Here is a 20,781-nt window from a genome sequence, read left to right as displayed (position 1 = left end):
CAGCACGTCGTGCGATCCATCCTCGGTGGGCTGATCCCTCAGCTTGCTGTGGCGTTCGCCACCAGCGCTTCGGTGAGACGGGGTATAGCCCCATGATTTCAGAGCCGCAACAGAAAAAACTCATACCGGTGAAGTTTTTTTGACCGTCCGGTTAAATCGCACAGGCTGCATGCCGGCTTCAGGCGAGTCCGAGTTCGCGCAACTCCGCCAGGATATGCGGCGGCAGTTCGCCATCGGGGCCGGCATCGTCCAGATCTCTCGGGGCCGCAGACGGCTCCAGATAGCGCCATCCCTGAAACGGCTTCTTCGCCACTGGCATCGTCGGGATCAGTTCCGGGTCCATGATGATTCGACACCATGTCTCCCCCTCTTCGCCGTCGACCAGCTCGAAATCTAGGACTCGCTGGCGGCAACGCACCTGCCCCTTGATGACCCAGTACATGGAGCCGCCGTCGGTGACCTCGTCGGGACGGCGCGGCTTGCGGCGGGTGTAGCCGGGGACCACGGTCCGGCCGTCGCGGACGAAATGCCGTCCCTTCTGCACTTCGATCAGATGGTCGAGGTCGCCGATACCTACGGCCATTTTGATGAGATGAATGGGCATAGGCCCCCGCATGCTGGCGATGTGGAATTCAAGCCAGATGCAGATAGCATGTCCGGAGGCAGGTTACAGGGGGCGCTGATTAACCGGCTATAGTGCTCGTGCAAAAAATGGTGAAAGCGTCACTGTTTGTCATCCAACGACATCGTTCGTCAGTTGCCCAGCCCCTGCGTGAAGTGCCTTAAGCGGCGATCTCGTTGATGCCGCGGCATTGGGCTTCGAACCCGTCCGAAATAAATTCCGGCCGCTTGTAAAACCCCTTCATCCAACTGGCGAGCATGCACAGTTCCTCCAGCTTGACGATCTCGTCCAAGGTGGTTTCCGGAAAGCTGATCTGAAAACTTTCGGCAATGTATTCGAGCACCTGTTCGACCTGCTCGATGGTGAGCCCCATGTCGGTCTCCAGCGTCGCGGTGCGCACCAGGATCTTTTCGTCGATGCCGAACTCGTCCCGGATCAGCTTGACGATCCAGCGGAACATGTTCATCCAGTTTTTGACGTCTTCTGTGGATCTTGACATGGGCCCCGTCAACCCGCGCCATGGGGACGGGCCTCGTTTGGATCGAAGTTAGGTTCAGGCTAGCGTGATTCCGTTAAGAAAAGTTATCGGGCAAATCGGATAAAAGCCGTAGATCGGCTCGGCGAAAGGTACGGCTTGCGCCTTCCGCGGCGCCGCCATCTCATCCAGGATCGTCGGGGGAGCGCCAGTCGCTGCGATGGCTGATGATGGCGCTGAAACCGAACAGCAGCAGCAACACGCCCAGCAGGATCTCGGTCGCCGTGATCAGGCGTGCGAAGCCGGTATGCGGCTGAATGTCGCCGTAACCGACCGTGCTGAGCGTCACCAGGGAGAAATAGAGGCTTTCCGGAAAGGTGATATCGCGCGGGCGTCCGTCGATCATGAAGTTGGGCGGGTCGGTGAAGCGGTCCAGGATCGTGTAGAGCGATGCGAAGACGATCACGAGCAGCGAATAAAAGGTCAGGAAGGCGAAGGCCGGCGTCACCAGCCGGGCCGCGGCCTGGAAGAAGCCTTCGAACAGCAGCCCGGTATCCAGCAGGAAGATCGATATATCCCGGCTGACGAGCAGGACGACGACGGAGATCGCCAGCATCGCGACGAAGAACAGTTCAGTCACCACTGTCGGAGCGATATCGTGAACCGGCATAAGAAAGGTCAAGGCGCCGATCGCGAAGACCGGCAGTATCCATATGAAGATGCGGTTGAAGCGCGGCCCTGACCGGACGTCCTCCGTCAGCACGATGGTCCGGATCGTATGGCGGCGCCAATAGGCTCCGCCAACGAACGCAGCGAGCGGCAGGATGAAGCCGCAGGCCTGCATCAGGGATGTCACCGCCTTGAAATTGCCTTCGATGAACAGCACGAAGATCGAGGCGTAGATACCGATGAAGTTCGCAAGCGCTATCGTGAAAAATTCGCCGCCCGGAAACAGCCGATGGACCAGATAGACGACGACGGCGACCGCCGCCAGCAGCACGAAGGCCAGATCCCCCGCCACCGTCTTGATCGACAGCGCGATCAGCCCCAGCAGGACCCCCGTAAAAATGACGGCGCTCAGCCAACCATGCTGACCGGCGCGGCGCCTGCTCTTGAAACCATCGACAGACCCGGAGCGCCGCCTGTTCGCGCCGCGTGCGGGGTCTTGGAAAAGGTCCGCCATGATGGCTGCAAAGTCCCATTACTTCATGATCGTATAGTTCTATACCGATCACGATCACGATCCAATGCAGCACCACGCCGCACCGGAAACGCTCGTGGAGATATAAATCGGCCACGGCGCTCCGCCGCCGAAGATTGGAGCAAGCCTGAGGACCACCCTTGAGGCGATTACCAGCCGCCGCGTGCCAGCCACTCTTCCACCTGATCGAGCCGGTCGGCTCCCCAGAACGCTTCGCCGTCGACGTGGATGAAGGGAGCGCCGAAGACCCCGCGCCGGATCGCCTCGTCCGTTTCGGCCCGCAGGCGGTCCTTGACCATCTGCTCCTGCACGCCGGCAAGAAGATCAGCCGCCGGGATCCCCAAGGGTGCCGCGACCTCCGCCACCTGCTCGGCGGCGGCGACATCGCGCCCTTCGCCCCAATGCGCATGGTAGATCGCCTTGGCAAGTGCATGCGCCTTCGCCGGGTCTGACGGTTCCAGCCACCAGAAGGCCCGGCAGGCCGCCAGCCCGTTGAGCGGCACCTTTGCCGGCATGGTCAGAGGGACGCCGAGCAGGCGGGCGAAGCGCGGCGCATCGTGGACGAGGTACTCTCCCCGCAGCGGCTGATCCATCACGGGCTTCATGCCGCTGACCTTGAACACCGCCCCGAGCAGGATCGGACGCCAGCGGACCGAGCGCCCGTGCCGCGCCGCGATGTCGTCGATTTGGGTCGATGCTAGATAGCCGTAGGGCGAGGCAAAATCGAACCAGAAGTCCAGCGGCGCGCTCATTCGGCTTTCCTTATCTTGCCCGTTTCGCAGGCAGGCAGCCTAACGGCAACGGCCAGCCGCGACAACCTTGCTCAGACCGCCTTCACCCTGGTATCAAAAACATAGCCCAAACCTCGTTCCGTCCTGATGATCTGAGGCTCCTTCGGGTTTGCCTCGATCTTGCGGCGCAGGCGCAGGATCAGCACGTCGATGCTACGGTCGAAGACTTCGGCCCCGTCGATCCGGGTAAGATCGAGAAGCTGGTCCCGCGACAGCACCTTTTGCGGCTGTTTCACGAAGGCGGCCAGCAGGGCGTATTCCGCCTTGGTCAGATCGACGTCGCGCCCATCGGACGAGAGCAGCCTTTGCGCCGCCAGGTCGAACTGCCATCCCGCGAAGCAGACCACCGCCCGCAGCCCCTCGGCGTTCCGGGCCACCCCGCCCTCCCCCGCCCGGCGAAGCACGGCCTTGATCCTGGCAAGCAGCTCACGCGGGTTGAACGGCTTGGTCAGGTAATCGTCCGCGCCCAATTCCAGCCCGACGATGCGATCGACCTCCTCGACCTTGCCGGACAGGATGATGACCGGGAGCTGGCTTTCGCTGCGCAGCTGGCGCACCAGGGCCAGTCCGTCGCCGTCGGGAAGCCGCAGATCGAGCAGGATCAGGTCTACCGGGTCCGCCGCCAGCACCGCCGTCATGGCGGCGCCGGTGGCGGCGACGGTTACCCGAAACCCTTCGTGGCTCAGGTAGTCGGAGAGCAACTCCTGAACCTGTTCGTCATCCTCGACCGCAAGAATATGTGTCACGACGCCCCGGTCCCGGAAAAGCACGGTTCCCGCGAGAAATGATTTCGGCGCGGACTCGTGTGGTAGATAAACCAAACGGGCGGTATCGCGCAAAGGGTGTCAGGGGCTTTGTCCTGCGTCCTTTTGACCTTGGCCGCTCAATCCCCGGCAGCAATCTTCCGGCTGATGATCAGACGCTGGATATCGCTGGTGCCCTCGTAGATCTGGCAGACGCGAACGTCCCGGTAGATCCGCTCGACCGGGAAGTCCTCCAGATAGCCGTATCCGCCATGGATCTGGATGGCATCGGAACAGACCCGCTCGGCCATTTCCGACGCGTTGAGTTTCGCCATCGCCGCTTCCTTCAGGCATGGGATACCGGCGTCGCGCAGTGCCGCGGCGTGCAGGACAAGATGGTGCGCCGCTTCGATCCGGGTCGCCATGTCGGCCAGCCGGAAGGCCACGGCCTGATGCTCGATGATCGGCACGCCCATGCTGGTGCGGTCCCTGGCATAGGCGAGAGCATGCCGGAAGGCACCGCGCGCCATGCCGACGGACTGGGCGGCGATGCCGATCCTGCCGCCTTCCAGGTTGGCGAGCGCGATGTTGTAGCCCTTGCCCTCCTCGCCCAGCATCAGGTCGGGGGTCAGCCTGCACCCGTCCAGCACGATCTGCGCGGTATCGGAGCAGCGCTGGCCCAGCTTGTGCTCGATCCGGGCGACATGGTAGCCGGGCGTGTCGGTCGGCACGACGAAGGCACTGATGCCCTTCTTGCCGGCGGACGGATCGGTCACGGCGAAGACGATGGCGACATGGCCGTTCTTGCCGTTGGTGATGAACTGCTTGGTGCCGTCGAGCACCCAATGGTTGCCGTCGCGGCGCGCGCGGGTGCGGATGGCGGCGGCGTCGGAGCCAGCCTGCGGCTCGGTCAGGCAGAAGGCGCCCAGCTTTTCGCCCCGCGCCATCGGGCGCAGGAAGCGCTCCTTCTGTTCGGTCGTGCCGAAGGTCAGGATCGGCATACAGCCGACCGAGTTGTGGACGCTCATGATCGTCGATACGGCGCCGTCGCCGCCGGCGATCTCCTCCAGCGCCAGGGCATAGGAGACATAATCGGCCCCTGCCCCGTCCCATTCCTCAGGGATCACCATGCCGAGCATGCCGAGGCGTCCCATCTCGGCGAGGGCTTCCGACGGGAAGCTGGCCGTCCGGTCCCATTCGGCCGCGAAAGGGGCCAGCCGCTCAGCCGCGAACTGGCGCGCCATGTCGCGCACCATGGCCTGCTCTTCGGTAATCAGCATCGTTTCCCACCCTGGTTTATCGGCTTTTTGCTTGGCACAGCGGTTTTGATAAGATGGCACCAGTGTAGAAGCGGCCTCCGGCCGCTTTTGGTAAGTCTCGACAAAGCGGCCGGAGGCCGCTTCTACACTCTGCGCTGGCCCTGATTTCAGGCGATCCGCTCGACCGCCAGGGCCGTGGCCTCGCCGCCGCCGATGCAGAGGGACGCGATGCCGCGCTTGAGGTCGTACTTCTCCAGGGCCGCCAGCAGGGTCACCAGGATACGGGCACCCGACGCGCCGATCGGGTGGCCGAGCGCGCAGGCGCCGCCATGGACGTTGACCTTGTCGTGCGGCAGGTCCAGTTCGCGCATCGCCGCCATCGCGACCACGGCGAACGCCTCGTTGACCTCGTACAGGTCGACATCGGCGGCCGACCATCCGGCCTTGTCCAGCACCTTGCGCATGGCGCCGACCGGTGCGGTGGTGAACCAGCCCGGCGCCTGGGCGTGGGTGGCGTGGCCCGTGATGGCGGCCAGGGGCTTGATGCCGCGCCGCTCGGCTTCGGACCGGCGCATCAGCACCAGGGCCGCTCCGCCGTCGGAGATCGAGCTGGAGTTGGCCGCCGTGACGGTGCCGTCCTTGCGGAACGCGGGCTTCAGGCTGCCGATCTTGTCGGGGACCGCCTTGCCCGGCTGCTCGTCCCTGGTCACCCGGGATTCGCCCTTGCGGGCGCGGACGGTCTGGGGCGCTATCTCCGCGTCGAAGGTGCCGTCGTCCACCGCCGTGCGGGCGCGGGTCAGCGAGGCCACGGCATAGGCGTCCTGGGCTTCGCGGGTGAACTGGTAATGCTGGGCGCAGTCCTCCGCGAAGGTACCCATCAGGCGGCCCTTGTCGTAGGCGTCCTCCAGCCCGTCGAGGAACATGTGGTCGATCACGCGGCCATGGCCCATGCGGTAGCCGCCTCGGGCACGGTCCAGCAGATACGGCGCGTTGGTCATGCTTTCCATGCCGCCCGCGACCATGATGCCGTTGGTGCCTGCCGCGATCAGGTCATGGGCCAGCATCGCCGCCTTCATGCCGGATCCGCACATCTTGTTGATGGTGGTGCAGCCGACCGATTCGGGAATGCCGGCGCCGAGCGAGGCCTGGCGGGCCGGCGCCTGCCCCAGCCCCGCCGGCAGCACGCAGCCCATAATGACTTCCTCGATCGAATCGGAACCTAGGCCGGCCCGCTCGAGTGCGGCGCGGATCGCGGTGGCGCCGAGTTCCGGCGCCGTCGCGGCGGCGAGATCGCCCTGAAAACCGCCCATGGGGGTACGAACGGCCGAAACGATAACGACGGGGTCGTGGCGCAGGTCTTGGTTACTCATGGGTATTCCCCCTTGATCTTCGTTCACTCCGGCTGTGCCGCCGGTCTCCGGACGCATCGCCTTCCCAACCTGTCACAGGCTCATGGAAGTGCCTGACGGAAGTGGCTGACGGAAGCCGATGCGGTCAGGTGACGATGTGACCCGAGGAAGGGGCGCCACGCAAGCGGTCGATGAGGGGGAACCCGGACGAAACGCTTATTTCAGGCGTGGCAGCATGGGCGCCGTGGTCGAGGAAGTGCCGGGCGCCAGCTTGGTCTGGATGGGCGAGACGACCACGTCGATGTCGGTGCGCTTGTTGTCGTCCTTCTGGATGCTGATCCGGATGGTCGCCACCCGCTGGTCGCGGACGAAGGAGATCGACGTGCGGCGCGCTCGGACGATGGCGGTTTCCGCCCAGCCCATCTTCGGCATTTCGGTCCGGTAGAACTGGGTCACCTGGATGACGCTGAAGGGAGCGTTGAGGATCACCTGTCCGGTCCAATCGTCGTCGTTGCCGACCAGCACCGTGTCGTCGATGGCGAAACTGCTGTTGGGCGGCACCGGCAACTGCGGGATCGTCAGCACGTCGGGCGGTATGCCGGGTGCTCCGTTGGACGGAGGGGGAGCCGCGCCCGAAACGGGTGGAACCGGCTGAGCCGCGACGGAAGCCGTATCGAAACCCCCAATGAACAGGCAGAAGAACAACAGGGCGGCAACCGTTATCCGGCCATGAGATGCCATGCTTAACCTCAAATGAATCGATATGAACCGGTCTTCGGCTGACCAAATTTCCGATAGGAACCGTGGCGGAGAAACGGACCGCCATCCGGTGCTGAAACCATCCGGTGAACAGGAAAGACTATAATTCGCAAAAATTCTCCTAATATGCAAGGAAATGACCGGAATCCATCCTGTCGCTATCGTGCCGCGGCCTGCGGCCAACCGGCGCACCCACTTCCAGGAGCATCGGCGAAAACTGCCGGGATGGTTTTACCCTGAAATCCCGCTGCGCTACCGCGACCTATGTCCGCAGCGCAACGCTCTCCCGATCAATGGTCATATGACGTTTTAGTGGTTTATCGGCAAACGGACTTCTGTTAGAAAACACCCACAACAAAACGGACCGCCCAAACAAAGGGCAGCCGGCAGACAGGGAAGAAACGCTCCGCAAAAGGAGCTTGAGACAGTTCAGACGATCCACAAGAAGGTCGTTCCAGAAAGTCACAAGATTAGGCCTCGGCAGCGCCGGGGCTTTTTTATTGCCTGTTTCCTGATAATTCAGCTTTGTAGCTGAACTACCCGCACCGGATACTGCCGATCGACGGATCCTGCAGCATCCCTCAAGGTGTCCCTCCCGAAGCCGGCATGACCTCGGCCTTTACCGCGCCGCTCCCCGATGACATCATCCCATGATGCGTGCGGCCTTTGCCCCTCTCCTGTTCCTGATCGCAATGACGGCGGTCACACCGGCTTTCTCCGCCGTTGCCGACCAGAACCGGCTGGACCGTACGGTTCTGCCCGAGCATTTCAGCGCGCTGCCGTTCTCACCCTGGACGCTGGAGCCCATTCCGCCTTTCCGGCAGACGCCGATCCGTCCCGAGCGAATCGTCTATCACTTGAAAGGCAGCATCCGCGACGTGGCGAAGGTCGACCGCGACCTGTCCACCGCCTGCCGGCGCGGCGCCTTCATCCAGCGGCTCGACTTCATCTTTCGCGTAAAATCGGCCGACGACAGGCCCTATGGGATCGGCTGGGGGTCCGGCGTCAACCTGCACGACCCGGAAAGGCGCGCGCAGGCCGACAAGGCCTATCTATTCGACCGCCAGGATACCGGGCTTTGCGCGGTCTGGGTGGCCCCGCTGGCCACCCTGCAACGGTTTCTCGCTCCGGTTCCGCTGCGCGACCGGCCGTGACCGCGGCTCCGGCCAAAGGCATTCGACCGGACGGATGAACGGCGCGTGGAAGCGCATTCCTGCCTTCCGGACGCAACGTCGCGCTTCCCGCCGGGTGATTCAGTCTCTATATAGGCACGGGTTTGCGCTCCGGCGTCTTCAGCGGTCGGATGCGTGGCACCCCCTGTCCGACCCTCTCCCCGATTTGCAGGGAGGGGAATTTTGTTGCGCCTGAAGTATTCCAGAGCCCGAGCGCCATGCCCAAACGTACCGACATCAAGTCCATCGCCATCATCGGCGCCGGCCCCATCGTCATCGGACAAGCCTGCGAGTTCGACTACTCCGGCGTCCAGGCGTGCAAGGCCCTGCGCGAAGAGGGTTACCGCGTCATCCTGGTGAACTCCAATCCAGCCACCATCATGACCGACCCGAATCTGGCCGATGCGACCTATATCGAGCCGATCACCCCGGCCACGGTGGCGAAGATCCTGGAGAAGGAGCGTCCGGACGCGCTGCTGCCGACAATGGGCGGCCAGACCGCGCTGAACACCGCGATAGCGCTGGACGACGACGGCACCCTGGCGCGGCTGGGCATCGAGATGATCGGCGCCAACAAGCAGGTGATCGCCAAGGCGGAAGACCGCCTGCTGTTCCGCGACGCCATGGACAAGATCGGCCTGGAAAGCCCGCGCAGCCGGATGGTCCGCAGCTTCGACGAGGCGCTGGCGGCGCTGGCCGAGACCGGCCTGCCGTCGATCATCCGCCCCAGCTTCACGCTGGCCGGCACCGGCGGCGGCATCGCCTACAACAGGGCGGAGTTCGAGGACATCGTGCGCGGCGGCCTGCGCGCCTCCCCCACCCATGAGGTGCTGATCGAAGAATCGGTGCTGGGCTGGAAGGAATACGAGATGGAGGTCGTGCGCGACGGCGCCGACAACTGCATCATCGTCTGCGCCATCGAGAACCTGGACCCGATGGGCGTCCATACCGGCGACAGCATCACCGTGGCGCCGGCCCTGACGCTGACCGACAAAGAATATCAGATCATGCGCAACGCCTCGATCGCGGTGCTGCGCGAGATCGGCGTCGATACCGGCGGGTCGAACGTGCAGTTCGCGGTCAACCCGGCCGACGGCCGGATGGTCGTGATCGAGATGAATCCCCGCGTCAGCCGGTCCTCGGCGCTGGCGTCCAAGGCGACCGGCTTCCCGATCGCCAAGATCGCCGCCAAGCTGGCGGTCGGCTACCGGCTGGACGAGCTGGACAACGACATCACGGGCGTCACTCCGGCCTCGTTCGAGCCGACGATCGACTACGTCGTCACCAAGATGCCGCGCTTCACCTTCGAGAAGTTCCCCGGCACCGAGCCCCTGCTGACGACCTCGATGAAGTCGGTCGGCGAGGCCATGTCGATCGGCCGCACTTTCGCCGAGTCGGTGCAGAAGGCCCTGCGCTCGATGGAGACCGGGCTGACCGGCTTCAACGAAGTGCTGATCGGCGACGGCAACCCCGATCCGCTGACGGTGCGGGCGGCGCTGAGCAAGCCGACTCCGGACCGGCTGCTGGTGATCGCCCAGGCCTTCCGCCACGGGCTGAGCGTCGCGGAGGTCCAGGCCGCCTGCAAGTACGATCCGTGGTTCCTGGAGCAGATCCAGGCGATCGTCGCGGCGGAAGCCGAAGTGCGGAAGAACGGCCTGCCGGCCGAGGCGCGGGGCTGGCTGCGGCTGAAGCAGACCGGCTTCAGCGACGCGCGGCTGGCCGAGCTGGCGGGTACGTCCGAGTCGGAAGTGTCGGCCGCGCGGCGGGCGCTGGGCGTCACGCCGGTCTACAAGCGGATCGACACCTGTGCCGCGGAGTTCGCTTCGGATACTCCGTACATGTATTCGACCTACGAGGCGGACGGCATGGGCGGGGCGGAGTGCGAATCGCAGCCGACCGACCGCAAGAAGGTCGTGATCCTGGGCGGCGGGCCGAACCGGATCGGCCAGGGCATCGAGTTCGACTACTGCTGCGTCCACGCGGTCTATGCGCTGATCGAGGCCGGGTACGAGACCATCATGGTCAACTGCAACCCGGAAACGGTCTCGACCGACTACGACACCTCCGACCGCCTCTACTTCGAGCCGCTGACCGCCGAGGACGTGATCGAGCTGGTCCGGGTCGAGCAGAGCAAGGGCGAGGTGCTGGGCGTCATCGTCCAGTTCGGCGGGCAGACTCCGCTGAAGCTGGCGCGCGACCTGGAAGCGGCCGGCATCCCGATCCTGGGCACTTCGCCGGACGCGATCGACCTGGCGGAAGACCGCGAGCGTTTCCAGCAGCTTCTCCATAAGCTGGGCCTGCACCAGCCGGCCAACGGGCTGGCGCGCAGCCTGGAAGAGGCTGAGGCCGTGGCCGCCCGCATCGGCTTCCCGGTCGTCATCCGTCCCAGCTACGTGCTGGGCGGCCGGGCGATGGAGATCGTCCACGACATGGCCGGGCTGAAGCGCTACATGGGCTCGGCCGTCAAGGTGTCGGGCAAGAACCCGGTGCTGATCGACAGCTACCTCCAGGACGCGATCGAGGTCGACGTGGACGCCGTGTCGGACGGCACCGACGTCTATGTCGCCGGCATCATGGAGCACATCGAGGAAGCCGGCATCCATTCCGGCGACAGCGCCTGCGCGCTGCCGCCGTACTCGCTGGCGTCCGACGTGGTCGCCGATATCGGGCGTCAGGCCAGGATGCTGGCCGAGGCGCTGGAAGTGGTCGGGCTGATGAACGTGCAGTTCGCGGTCAAGGGCACCCAGGTCTACATCCTGGAAGTCAACCCGCGCGCCAGCCGCACCGTGCCGTTCGTCGCCAAGGCGACCGGCACCGCCATCGCGAAGATCGCGGCCCGGGTCATGGCGGGGGAGAAGCTGTCCGGCTTTACCCTGAACGGACCGACCCCGCCGCACACCGCCGTCAAGGAAGCGGTATTCCCGTTCGCCCGCTTCCCCAACGTCGATATCATCCTGGGGCCGGAAATGAAATCGACCGGCGAGGTCATGGGCCTCGACCATGATTTCAGCCGGGCCTTCGCCAAGGCGCAGCTTGGCGCCGGGGTGGTGCTGCCGTTGGAGGGCAAGGTCTTCATCTCGGTCAAGGATCACGACAAGGCCGCCATGGTCGTGATCGCACGCAAGCTGCACGAGATGGGCTTCGGGCTGGTGGCGACATCGGGTACGGCGAAGGCCTTCGGCGAGGCGGGCATCCCGGTGGCGCGGGTCAACAAGGTGCTCGAGGGACAACCGCATGTGGTTGACGCCATGATCAATGGCGACGTGCAATTGGTTTTCAACACGACGGACGGAGCGCAGGCGATGTCCGACAGCTTCAGCTTGCGCCGGACCGCTCTCGTCAATAACATTCCCTATTATACGACCGTCGCAGGAGCACGGGCTGCCGTCGAGGCTATCTCGGCGCTTCGGAGTGGGAGCCTTGACGTGGCTCCCCTTCAGTCCTACCTGAGCGGGTCATATTAAGGATCAGGGCTCTCGGCGCGGCTAATCTGGCCGCGCCGCAGTCTTCTTCAGCGTCGAGTGGACCGGAAATGGAAAAAGTTCCAATGACGGCGGCGGGCTACAACCGCCTCCAAGAGGAGTTAAGGCACCTGAAATCGAGCGAACGCCCGGCGGTGATCAAAGCCATTGCCGAAGCGCGCGAACACGGGGATCTTTCGGAAAACGCGGAGTACCATGCTGCGCGTGAACGGCAGAGCTTTATCGAGGGACGGGTGCTGGAACTTGAAGACAAGATCAGCCGCGCGGAGGTGATCGACGTCTCCAAACTGTCCGGGAGCGCCGTCAAGTTCGGCGCGACGATCACGGTGGCCGACGAGGATACCGACGAAGAGACGACGTACCAGATCGTCGGCCAGGACGAGAGCGACATCAAGGCCGGCCTGCTGTCGGTCAACTCGCCGCTGGCGCGGGCGCTGATCAACAAGACCGTCGGCGACATGGTGGAGGTCCCCACCCCCGGCGGCTCGAAGAGCTATGAGGTCGTAAAGGTCGAGTTCCGCTGATACGGGCTTGGTCGGTCACTCGGCTGAAATGAAAAATGCGGGCGAAAGCCCGCATTTTTGTTTTGGAGGATCGGTGGTTGGCGAGATCGGTTTAGACAGCGTGCTTGATGTGGCGCTCGAGTTGGTCGGAGAGCTGATCGATGCGACCGATTACCTTGAGATGATTCCCGTCGATGACCTGCCTCATAGTCCTTTGGCCGGCTTCCAAGTCATCCATCCGGCCCTTCAGGCCAGCAACGTCGGTTTTGATCTCCACGATGTCGGCGTACATCCGCTCGATCGCCGAGAGTATCAGGTCACTCTTGTCCACCATGTCACCGCTCCAGAAACAGTCATGTCACTGTATGCGATCCACCGGATTGACGCAATTAAGGAGTAGGCGGCGGAACCGCCTACTCTTCGTCCTCCAGCTCGTCCTCGTCCGGCAGGTCGCCGATCTCGGTGTCGATCGGAACGCCGGGCTGGGACTTGGACGTTCGGATCGCGAGGGCGGACTTGACGTGGCTGACGTTGGGGGCGCTGGTCAGCTTGGTCGTCAGGAAGCGCTGGTAGGAATCCCAGTCCTCCGCGACGATCTTCAGCAGGAAATCCGTCTCGCCCGCGAGCATGTTGCACTCGCGCACCAGCGGCCAGCTATTGACCAGATCCTCGAATTTCTTTAGGTCCGCTTCGGCTTGGCTTGTCAGCCCGACATGGGCGAACACGGTCACGCCATAACCGAGGGCTTCGGGGTTGATATCGGCATGATAGCCACGGATGAAACCAGCCTCTTCCAGGGCACGGACGCGCCGCAGGCAGGGTGGAGCCGAGATGCCGGCACGCCGCGCGAGTTCGACGTTGGTCATGCGACCATCGGCCTGAAGGTCGCGCAGAATGCGCCGGTCAATCCGGTCGAGTTTGACTCGCCGCATGGTTTTCTCTTGTAGCCTCTAGGGATGAATTGGAAAGGATATTACACAGACCACTGGTTTACGCCAAGTCCAAGCCGCCTTACAAGTGCGAAACTTTATAATAGGCGGAATGTGCTATTCCCGACCACGGCCCCGTCACCGGTCAGCAACGAAGAAGGCCCGCGATCGTGCAAAATCTAACCTGCTGGGTTGTCAGCGACGGCAAGGCCGGCATGGAAAACCAATGCATCGGACTGGCCGAGGCGGTCGGCATCCCTCCGGTCATCAAGCGAGTGACACTGCGCACGCCGTGGAAGCAGCTAAGTCCGTTCTTCCGGCTGGGGCCGCGGCACTCGACCGCCCCCGGCAGCGACGCGCTGGAGCCGCCCTGGCCCGATCTGCTGATCAGCTGTGGCCGGGCCGCCGTGACGCCGGCTCTCGGCGTCCGGCGCGCCAGCCGGGGCAAGACCTTCGCGGTCCACCTCCAGGACCCGCAGATTCCGCCGCGCCTGCTCGACCTCGTCGTCGTGCCGGAGCACGATCGCTTGCGCGGTCCCAACGTCATCACGACACGCGGAGCGCTGCACCTGATCACGCCGGATAAGCTAGCGGCCGCGGCGGAGCGGCTGGGGCCGGCCTACGAGCACCTGCCGCATCCTCGGATCGCGGTGCTGATCGGCGGCACCAACAAGCTGTTCCGCATGACCCCGGTCATCATGGGCGATGTGGCGGAGAAGCTGGCGAACCTCGCCAAGCAGCACGGCGCCGGCCTGCTGGTCACCCCGTCGCGCCGGACAGGCGCCGACAACGAGGCGATCCTGCGGGCGCGCATGGCCGACGTGCCGTCGGTCGTCTGGGACGGCAAGGGCGAGAACCCGTACTTCGCCTTCCTGGCGCTGGCCGACGTGATCGTCGTCACCAGCGACAGCGTGTCGATGGTGTCGGAAGCCTGCTCGACCGGCAAGCCGGTCTACATCATCGAGCTGGACGGAGGGTCGCCCAAGTTCCAGACCTTCCACCGGGCGCTGAAGGAAGCCGGAATCATCCGGCCGTTCACCGGCGAACTCGACCACTGGAGCTACGAGCCGCCGGACGATACCGCCATAGTCGGCGCCGAAATCAGGCGACGGCTGGAAGAGCGGACGGGGCAGCGGATCGAAGCGCCAAGGCGGGCCGGTTGACGGCGTCCGGTTGGAATGGGTCAGGTTGACGGGGGAACCGTCCCTGCCCATGTTCAAGCGGCCATAAGTTACGTTCCGTTCCATCCATTTCAGATTAGAATCCGGGGCTTTCATCGCATGCCTGCTCATCATCACTCCAAGGTCCTGATCATCGGCGCCGGCCCGGCCGGCTATACTGCCGCGATCTACGCCGCGCGCGCCAACCTGAAGCCGATCCTGGTCCAGGGCTTGCAGCCGGGCGGGCAGCTCATGATCACCACCGACGTCGAGAACTTTCCGGGGTTCGCCGACGTCATCCAGGGTCCCTGGCTGATGGAGCAGATGCAGAAACAGGCCGAGCATGTCGGGACGGAGATGTTCTTTGACGTCATCACGGAGGTCGACTTCTCCAAGCGCCCGTTCGAGGCGAAGGCCGACAGCGGCGACCTGTATACCGGCGACACCGTGATCATCGCGACCGGTGCTCAGGCCCGCTGGCTGGGGCTGGAGAGCGAGCGCACCTACGCCGGCGCGGGGGTATCCGCCTGCGCCACCTGCGACGGCTTCTTCTTCCGCGGCAAGGAGATTGCGCTGGTCGGCGGCGGCAACACGGCGGTCGAAGAAGCCCTGTACCTGACCAACCACGCATCCAAGGTGACGGTGATCCACCGGCGCGACCAGTTCCGCGCCGAGAAGATCATGCAGGAACGGCTGTTCCGCAATCCGAAGGTAGAGGTTGTATGGGACACCGTGGTCGATGAGATCCTGGGCGAAGGCGGCGACGATTCGCCCAAGGCCGTCACCGGCCTGAAGCTCCGCAACATCAAGACGGACGCGGTCTCGACCCTGCCGGTCGAAGGCGTCTTCATCGCGATCGGCCACGATCCCGCCACCAAGATCTTCCAGGGCAAGGTCAGCACCGATCCGGAAGGCTATATCCTGACCGCTCCCGATTCGACCGCGACCAACGTTCCGGGCGTGTTCGCCGCGGGCGACGTCAAGGACAAGATCTACCGGCAGGCGGTCACGGCGGCCGGAATGGGCTGCATGGCGGCGCTGGAAGCGGAGAAGTTCCTGGCCGAACACCAGGGCTCGCCGGAGGAAGCGCTTCGCGAAGCGGCCAATCCGCAGATGATCGGGGCCTGGGAATAACCGAACCGGATAGGGCAAGGGGCATTCCCCTTGCCCGAAACTGGCATTTTCGTGACGGTTGACCAGGAATCATGCTTTTTCAGGCCTAACTGGCGTGGCCTTGCTGTACGGCGCGGTATATCATCGCAGGGCCGGCAGCGCCGCCGGCCAAGACGATGCGACGGACGGGTTTCCTCCGTCCGCCGATGAACGGGACGATTCATGGACTGGGATAAGCTTCGGGTCTTCCACGCGGTGGCCGAAGCCGGCAGTTTCACTCATGCCGGCGAAAGCCTCAATTTAAGTCAATCCGCTGTCAGCCGACAGATCAGCGCGCTTGAGGAAAGCCTGAACGTGCCGCTGTTCCATCGGCACGCGCGCGGTCTGATCCTGACCGAGCAGGGCGAATTGCTCAACAAGACGGCCCGCGACGTCTTCGCCAAGCTGTCGATGACCGAGGCGATGCTGACGGAGAGCCGCGAGCACGCCAAGGGACCGCTGAAGATCACCACTACGGTGGCCTTCGGCACGACGTGGCTGACGCCGCGCGCCCGCGAGTTCCTTCAGAAGTTTCCCGATATCCAGCTTTCCCTGCTGCTGGACGACACGGAACTCGACTTGGGCATGCGCGAAGCCGACATCGCCATCCGCATGACGCAGCCCAGGCAACCCGACCTGATCCAGCGTCACCTGATGACGATACGGTTCCACGTCTACGGCCATGTCAGCTACCTGAAACGTAAAGGCGTGCCCAAGACGGTCCAGGAACTCGACAACCACGACCTGATCGCCTACCCGACGGACATGCGCGCCCCGATCTCCAACATCAACTGGCTGCTGGACGCCGGCGACCCGCCGCAGGGTACCCGGAACCCCATCATGCGCGTCAACAATGTATACGCGATCTTCAAGGCGGTGGAGAGCGGTTTGGGCATGGCCGCATTGCCGGATTATATGGTCGAGGGCAGCCGCGACATCGTCCGCGTCCTACCGGAACTGAACGGCCCCAAGGTCGAGACCTACTTCGTCTACGCCGAGGAACTGCGTCATTCGAAGCGCATCGATGCGTTCCGTGACTTCCTCGTGCGCAAAGTAGCGGAGACAGCTTTCTGAGCGAATCGTTGCGCTTCAAAGCCATGCGGAAGGTGCATGGGCGCTTCCTCGAATCATGCATGGAATCTGGGCACCAAATGACCAATTAATTGGCTAGTGGATATTGCGATGCAATATTCGCTGTTTCGCCCTGGACCTTGTTCAGGGTTGGGTCTTCGGACTCAGCGTCTCCCAGACGTGAAGCCTCCCTGTTCAACTCGCCCGCAAGTCGTTCGATTTGCGGGCGTTCTTTTTGAGCAGCGCCATTCGCCGCGTGAAATCGGCCTGTCCAGCCGGCATATATCGGGCTTGCGGGACTTACCTGGATGGAAAAGAGGCGGGATCGATGAGGACGCTGATCATCGATAACTATGACTCGTTCACCTACAACGTTTTCCATCTGCTGGCCTTGGTGAACGGCTGCGAGCCGCTCGTCGTCCGGAACGACGCGTTGTCCTGGGACGAGTTGCAGCGGCTGGACTACGACAACGTCGTCCTGTCGCCTGGTCCGGGCACGCCGACGCTGGATGCCGATTTCGGCATCTGTGCCCGGCTGATCCGGGAGGAGACGGCGCCGGTCCTTGGCATCTGCCTGGGCCACCAGGGGATCTGCCATGTCCTTGGCGGCGTCGTGGAGCGTGCACCGGTCCCCATGCATGGCCGCGTCAGCGGCATCCATCACACGGGTTCCGGACTGTTCCAGGGCTTGCCGTCACCGTTCCGCGCCGTGCGCTACCACTCGCTGGTGGCGGTTCCGCCCCTGCCTCCCGGGCTGCGGGCGACGGCCTGGACGGAGGACGGCCTGATCATGGCTGTCGAGCATGAGACCCGGCCGCTGTGGGGCGTACAGTTCCATCCCGAATCGATCCTGTCGGAACATGGCGATACCCTGCTGCGGAATTTCCGGGACTTGACGGCGCGATACGCCGCCAACCGTCCGCGCGGCAAGCCAAGGGCAAGCCGGACCACGGCGAAGGCGACGCAGCGCCGGGCGGAAGGTCCGGCGGCATGGCGTCTGCAATACCGACGCATTGGCGGCGCGGTCGATCCGGCCGCGGCGTTCAGGCTGCTGTTCGCCAATTCTTCCAATGCCTTCTGGCTCGACGGCGCTGCTTTGCCGGCAGGCGGCTTCTCCTACATGGGAGACGACGGCGGGCCTAACGCATCCGTCCATTCGCACCGATCGGGCACGATGGCCGGTCCGGATGAGAATATCCTGACTTTCGTCCAGCGGCGGCTGGCCGGCATCGATATCGACGCGCAGCTGGCCCCTTTCCCGTTCAAGGGCGGGTTCGTCGGTTACCTGGGATACGAACTGAGGACGGAGGACGGCTGGCGGGCGACGCCTTCATCGCCGCATCCCGACGCGCAGCTGATCTTCCCCGGCCGCTTCCTGTGCTTCGATCATGGCGAGGAGGCGGTCTACGCGGTGACGGTGGCGCCGGAAGGAGGTGATCCGGAACTCGACTGGTTGACCCACTGCTCCACAACGCTGGAGCGGCTGGAGCTGGACGCCACCCCGGCGGAAGAGTGGGATGCCGCTGGCCCGCCTGCCATTTCCTGGCACCATTCCACCCCGGACTATCTCCGGCTGATCGAAGCCTGCCTTGAGGAAATCCGCGCCGGCGAAAGCTATGAGGTTTGCCTGACCAACCGGCTCTACCTGCCGCCGCTGGACGATCCGCTAGGGACCTACCTTCTGCTGCGCCGGCTCAACCCCGCTCCCCATGCGGCTTATCTGCGCTTCGGGGAGTTGAGTGTCCTTTGCTCCTCGCCGGAACAATTTCTCCGCATCGATCCCGCCGGCACCGTGCGGACGAAGCCGATCAAGGGCACCCGGCGGCGTGGAAAGACGCCGGAGGAGGACGCGCGCCTGCGCGCCGCCCTGGCCGGCGACGAAAAGGACCGGTCGGAAAACCTGATGATCACCGACCTCCTGCGCAACGACCTGGGCCGCGTCTGTCAGGTCGGTTCGGTCCATGTTCCAAGCCTGATGGATGTGGAAAGCTACCGCACCGTCCACCAGCTCGTGACAACGGTAGAGGGGCGATTGCGGCCGGAGTGCGACGCGGTGGATTGTTTCCGCGCCACGTTCCCCGGCGGATCGATGACCGGCGCTCCGAAGCGGCGCACCATGGAGATCATCGAGCGGCTGGAAGGAACGCCGCGCGGCATCTACTCCGGAAGCATCGGCTTCTTCAGCCTCGACGGTGCGGCCGATCTGAATATCGTGATCCGGACCATCGTTTCGGATGGACAGACGAGCACGGTCGGGACCGGTGGAGCCATCGTGGCGCTGTCCAATCCGGCAGATGAGGTGGCGGAGATCGAGTTGAAGGCGGCGGCATTGGTCGCTGCCGTCACGAAAAGCCGATCGAAGGTGCGGGAGCCGGAAGAATGACCGCGAAGTGTTTCCTGAACGACGGGATCGTCGACCAGCCAGGCGCCGGCGTCGCTTTGGCGGACCGCGGTTTTACGCTGGGCGATGGAGTCTTCGAGACTTTACGCGTGCGGAACGGCGGCGTGGTCGATGTCCAGGCTCACCTGGAGCGGCTGGCGGCGGCACTCGATATCCTTGGGTTTCCGCATCTTGGCCGGGGCCGTGATCTGGCCCGGCACCTGGAGGATACCCGCGAGGCCAATGGCATGGCCGAGGGCGTCCTTCGGCTGACCGTCACCCGGGGGCAAGGCGTGCGGGGACTGGCCCCTTCCCCGGATGCGGTACCGACGGTCTGCATCACGGCGGCGGGACTGCCGTCGAGACCGGACTGCTTCACCGCAATCATCGCGACAAGGACGCGGCGGAACGAATCTTCCCCGCTCTCGCGCATCAAGTCGTTGGGCTATCTGGACAACATCATCGCACTCGGCGAAGCGAACGAACGGGGCGCCGACGACGCGGTGCTCCTGAACGGTCGGGGAAACGTCGCCTGCTTTACCGCCGCCAACCTGATGGTGCGTTTCGGCAAGGAGATGGCGACGCCGCCGGCCGGCGATGGCGCTCTGCCCGGCACATTGCGTCGCAGGCTGCTGGAGCGGCTGAGCATCACGGAGAGGAGCCTGACGCCGGCCGACCTCGAACGCGCCGACGAAGTCGTTTCGGTCAACAGCCTGGGTGTGCGGCGCTTGAGCGCCCTTGGCGGCGGCGTCCTGCCGGAAGGGCGCGAGTTGCACGATGCGGCGGCGGAGATCTACCGCGATCTCAGATGACTGGATGGGAGGACGTCACTTGTAGATACCGATGGAGGCTGCGATGTCCTTGCCGGCCACCCGCTTGACGTAGGTCAGCTTCGGTTCGACCCTGTTGGTGACAGGATTGATCCAGCGATATTCGACCCAGCCCTCGCCGTTGTCGCGCGCGGTCCTGATGATGTCCTGGATCAGGGACTTGCCGTCGGCGTCCTTGAGGTTGATGACGTTGAGCCCGACGCTGGCCGGCCGAGGCGGGTAGATCAGCCAGGCTCCCTTGAAGTCGAGCAGGTTGACGTAGATCTCGCCGAACTTGAACTCGCCCTCCGTGTTGAAAAGTTCCCTTGCGGCCTCGACCCCCTGGGTTTCGACGATCGCGACGGCTCTCCGGGTAAGATCCACGACTTCGTCCGGAGTCGGCTTCAGAGTCTCGGCGCTGGCAGATCCCGAAGCACCCGATCCTGGCACACCCACTGCCGAAATGATCGCGACGGCAAATGCCGCAGCGGTGGCCAGACGGCGGGTCGTTGCGGAAATCCATGACATCATCGGTTCTTTTCCCCGGCCCGGCCATTGCTGACGAATGGTTCGCCCCCTGTCAGGAAGCCGGCCAGCGATTCCCGGCAAACGGCAGCCTGTCTCGGCATACCGAAAGGAATATATCAAATAGCATAAATGTCAATAAATTGCCGAGGATCTGCTTCTGGTTCGATGGACCATACGGGTGGGCGGATGTTCCTCCAGAAAGACATCCGTTCGGCCCGGCTCGACTCACCTAAGACGACGGCTGGAATTTTGATATTGTTTGCAAGAAGATGGTTTGATCTCGAACAATCAGTGAGACAGCACAACTGGAATCCGGCACGATGATCGCCCTGGTCAGACTGTCGCACCATTGCGGCAGCGCAGCATGCGCTTTTTCATGGACAGCGCGAACCGGCG

General features: G+C 63.9%; 19 protein-coding genes. 9 read left to right on the top strand and 10 right to left on the bottom strand.

Annotation, left to right across the window (positions count from 1 at the left end; translation table 11 throughout):
* Positions 1-178: 178 nt before the first annotated feature.
* From N826_RS15045 to N826_RS15010, 8 genes are all read right to left on the bottom strand, one after another.
* On the bottom strand, positions 179-604 hold the full coding sequence (locus tag N826_RS15045) for a DUF1489 family protein (protein ID WP_044430063.1): 426 nt from the start codon (positions 602-604) through the stop codon (positions 179-181).
* Positions 605-782: 178 nt separating this feature from the next.
* Positions 783-1,121 carry a hypothetical protein gene (locus N826_RS15040; protein WP_044430062.1) on the bottom strand — a complete coding sequence of 113 codons (339 nt, stop codon included), beginning with the start codon at positions 1,119-1,121 and terminating at the stop codon, positions 783-785.
* Positions 1,122-1,281: 160 nt separating this feature from the next.
* Positions 1,282-2,280 carry an ion channel gene (locus N826_RS15035; RefSeq protein ID WP_052831280.1) on the bottom strand — a complete coding sequence of 333 codons (999 nt, stop codon included), beginning with the start codon at positions 2,278-2,280 and terminating at the stop codon, positions 1,282-1,284.
* 167 nt (positions 2,281-2,447) lie between these two features.
* Positions 2,448-3,050 (bottom strand): 2-hydroxychromene-2-carboxylate isomerase, encoded by a 603-nt coding sequence (locus N826_RS15030; protein WP_044430061.1) that lies wholly within the window; start codon positions 3,048-3,050, stop codon positions 2,448-2,450.
* 71 nt (positions 3,051-3,121) lie between these two features.
* Positions 3,122-3,835 (bottom strand): response regulator, encoded by a 714-nt coding sequence (locus N826_RS15025; protein ID WP_084720767.1) that lies wholly within the window; start codon positions 3,833-3,835, stop codon positions 3,122-3,124.
* Positions 3,836-3,972: 137 nt separating this feature from the next.
* Positions 3,973-5,112, bottom strand: a complete 1,140-nt coding sequence (locus tag N826_RS15020; RefSeq protein ID WP_186818090.1) for an acyl-CoA dehydrogenase family protein — start codon at positions 5,110-5,112, stop codon at positions 3,973-3,975.
* A 146-nt stretch (positions 5,113-5,258) separates the two neighbouring features.
* Positions 5,259-6,461, bottom strand: a complete 1,203-nt coding sequence (locus tag N826_RS15015) for an acetyl-CoA C-acyltransferase (RefSeq protein WP_044430057.1) — start codon at positions 6,459-6,461, stop codon at positions 5,259-5,261.
* Positions 6,462-6,656: 195 nt separating this feature from the next.
* Positions 6,657-7,181, bottom strand: coding sequence for a hypothetical protein (locus tag N826_RS15010; protein WP_044430056.1), 525 nt, complete (start codon positions 7,179-7,181; stop codon positions 6,657-6,659).
* Positions 7,182-7,849: 668 nt separating this feature from the next.
* Between N826_RS15010 and N826_RS15005 the strand changes: the two genes are divergently transcribed.
* The 4 genes from N826_RS15005 (at position 7,850) to N826_RS43055 (ending at position 12,756) form a co-directional block, all read left to right on the top strand.
* Positions 7,850-8,353, top strand: a complete 504-nt coding sequence (locus tag N826_RS15005) for a hypothetical protein (RefSeq protein WP_052831279.1) — start codon at positions 7,850-7,852, stop codon at positions 8,351-8,353.
* 236 nt (positions 8,354-8,589) lie between these two features.
* Positions 8,590-11,835, top strand: coding sequence for a carbamoyl-phosphate synthase large subunit (gene carB, locus N826_RS15000; protein WP_044430054.1), 3,246 nt, complete (start codon positions 8,590-8,592; stop codon positions 11,833-11,835).
* A gap of 68 nt (positions 11,836-11,903) precedes the next feature.
* Positions 11,904-12,377 (top strand): transcription elongation factor GreA, encoded by a 474-nt coding sequence (greA, locus tag N826_RS14995; RefSeq protein WP_044430053.1) that lies wholly within the window; start codon positions 11,904-11,906, stop codon positions 12,375-12,377.
* 7 nt (positions 12,378-12,384) lie between these two features.
* The gene (locus tag N826_RS43055; RefSeq protein ID WP_147040759.1) at positions 12,385-12,756 is read left to right on the top strand and encodes a hypothetical protein; all 372 of its coding nucleotides are present in this window, start codon (positions 12,385-12,387) and stop codon (positions 12,754-12,756) included.
* Positions 12,757-12,769: 13 nt separating this feature from the next.
* Here the strand turns inward: N826_RS43055 and N826_RS14985 are convergent, their stop codons facing one another.
* A complete protein-coding gene (locus N826_RS14985; RefSeq protein ID WP_044430049.1) occupies positions 12,770-13,288 on the bottom strand; it encodes an Lrp/AsnC family transcriptional regulator in 519 nt (172 codons plus the stop codon).
* A 167-nt stretch (positions 13,289-13,455) separates the two neighbouring features.
* Between N826_RS14985 and N826_RS14980 the strand changes: the two genes are divergently transcribed.
* The 5 genes from N826_RS14980 to N826_RS14960 all read left to right on the top strand — a co-directional run bounded on the left by N826_RS14980 (position 13,456) and on the right by N826_RS14960 (position 19,860).
* Positions 13,456-14,448: a mitochondrial fission ELM1 family protein gene (locus N826_RS14980; protein ID WP_244619618.1), complete on the top strand. Its 993-nt coding sequence runs from the start codon at positions 13,456-13,458 to the stop codon at positions 14,446-14,448.
* Between the two features lie 117 nt (positions 14,449-14,565).
* Positions 14,566-15,579: a thioredoxin-disulfide reductase gene (trxB, locus tag N826_RS14975; RefSeq protein ID WP_084720765.1), complete on the top strand. Its 1,014-nt coding sequence runs from the start codon at positions 14,566-14,568 to the stop codon at positions 15,577-15,579.
* Between the two features lie 201 nt (positions 15,580-15,780).
* Positions 15,781-16,671 (top strand): LysR family transcriptional regulator, encoded by an 891-nt coding sequence (locus N826_RS14970; RefSeq protein ID WP_044430046.1) that lies wholly within the window; start codon positions 15,781-15,783, stop codon positions 16,669-16,671.
* Between the two features lie 325 nt (positions 16,672-16,996).
* The gene (pabB, locus tag N826_RS14965; protein WP_044430045.1) at positions 16,997-19,051 is read left to right on the top strand and encodes an aminodeoxychorismate synthase component I; all 2,055 of its coding nucleotides are present in this window, start codon (positions 16,997-16,999) and stop codon (positions 19,049-19,051) included.
* Complete coding sequence (locus tag N826_RS14960) at positions 19,048-19,860, top strand: aminotransferase class IV (RefSeq protein ID WP_044430044.1); 813 nt, start codon at positions 19,048-19,050, stop codon at positions 19,858-19,860. The genes pabB and N826_RS14960 overlap by 4 nt, the downstream gene beginning before the upstream one ends.
* Before the next feature lie 15 nt (positions 19,861-19,875).
* On the opposite strand, the gene N826_RS14955 is transcribed toward N826_RS14960, so the two are convergent.
* Positions 19,876-20,388: a cache domain-containing protein gene (locus N826_RS14955; protein ID WP_244619617.1), complete on the bottom strand. Its 513-nt coding sequence runs from the start codon at positions 20,386-20,388 to the stop codon at positions 19,876-19,878.
* Positions 20,389-20,781: the final 393 nt, after the last annotated feature.

The sequence above is a fragment of the Skermanella aerolata KACC 11604 genome (assembly GCF_000936425.1).
Classification (GTDB): Bacteria; Pseudomonadota; Alphaproteobacteria; order Azospirillales; family Azospirillaceae; genus Skermanella; species Skermanella aerolata.
Note: the sequence above shows the minus strand (reverse complement) of the source record. Positions and strands in the feature narration are given on the sequence as shown.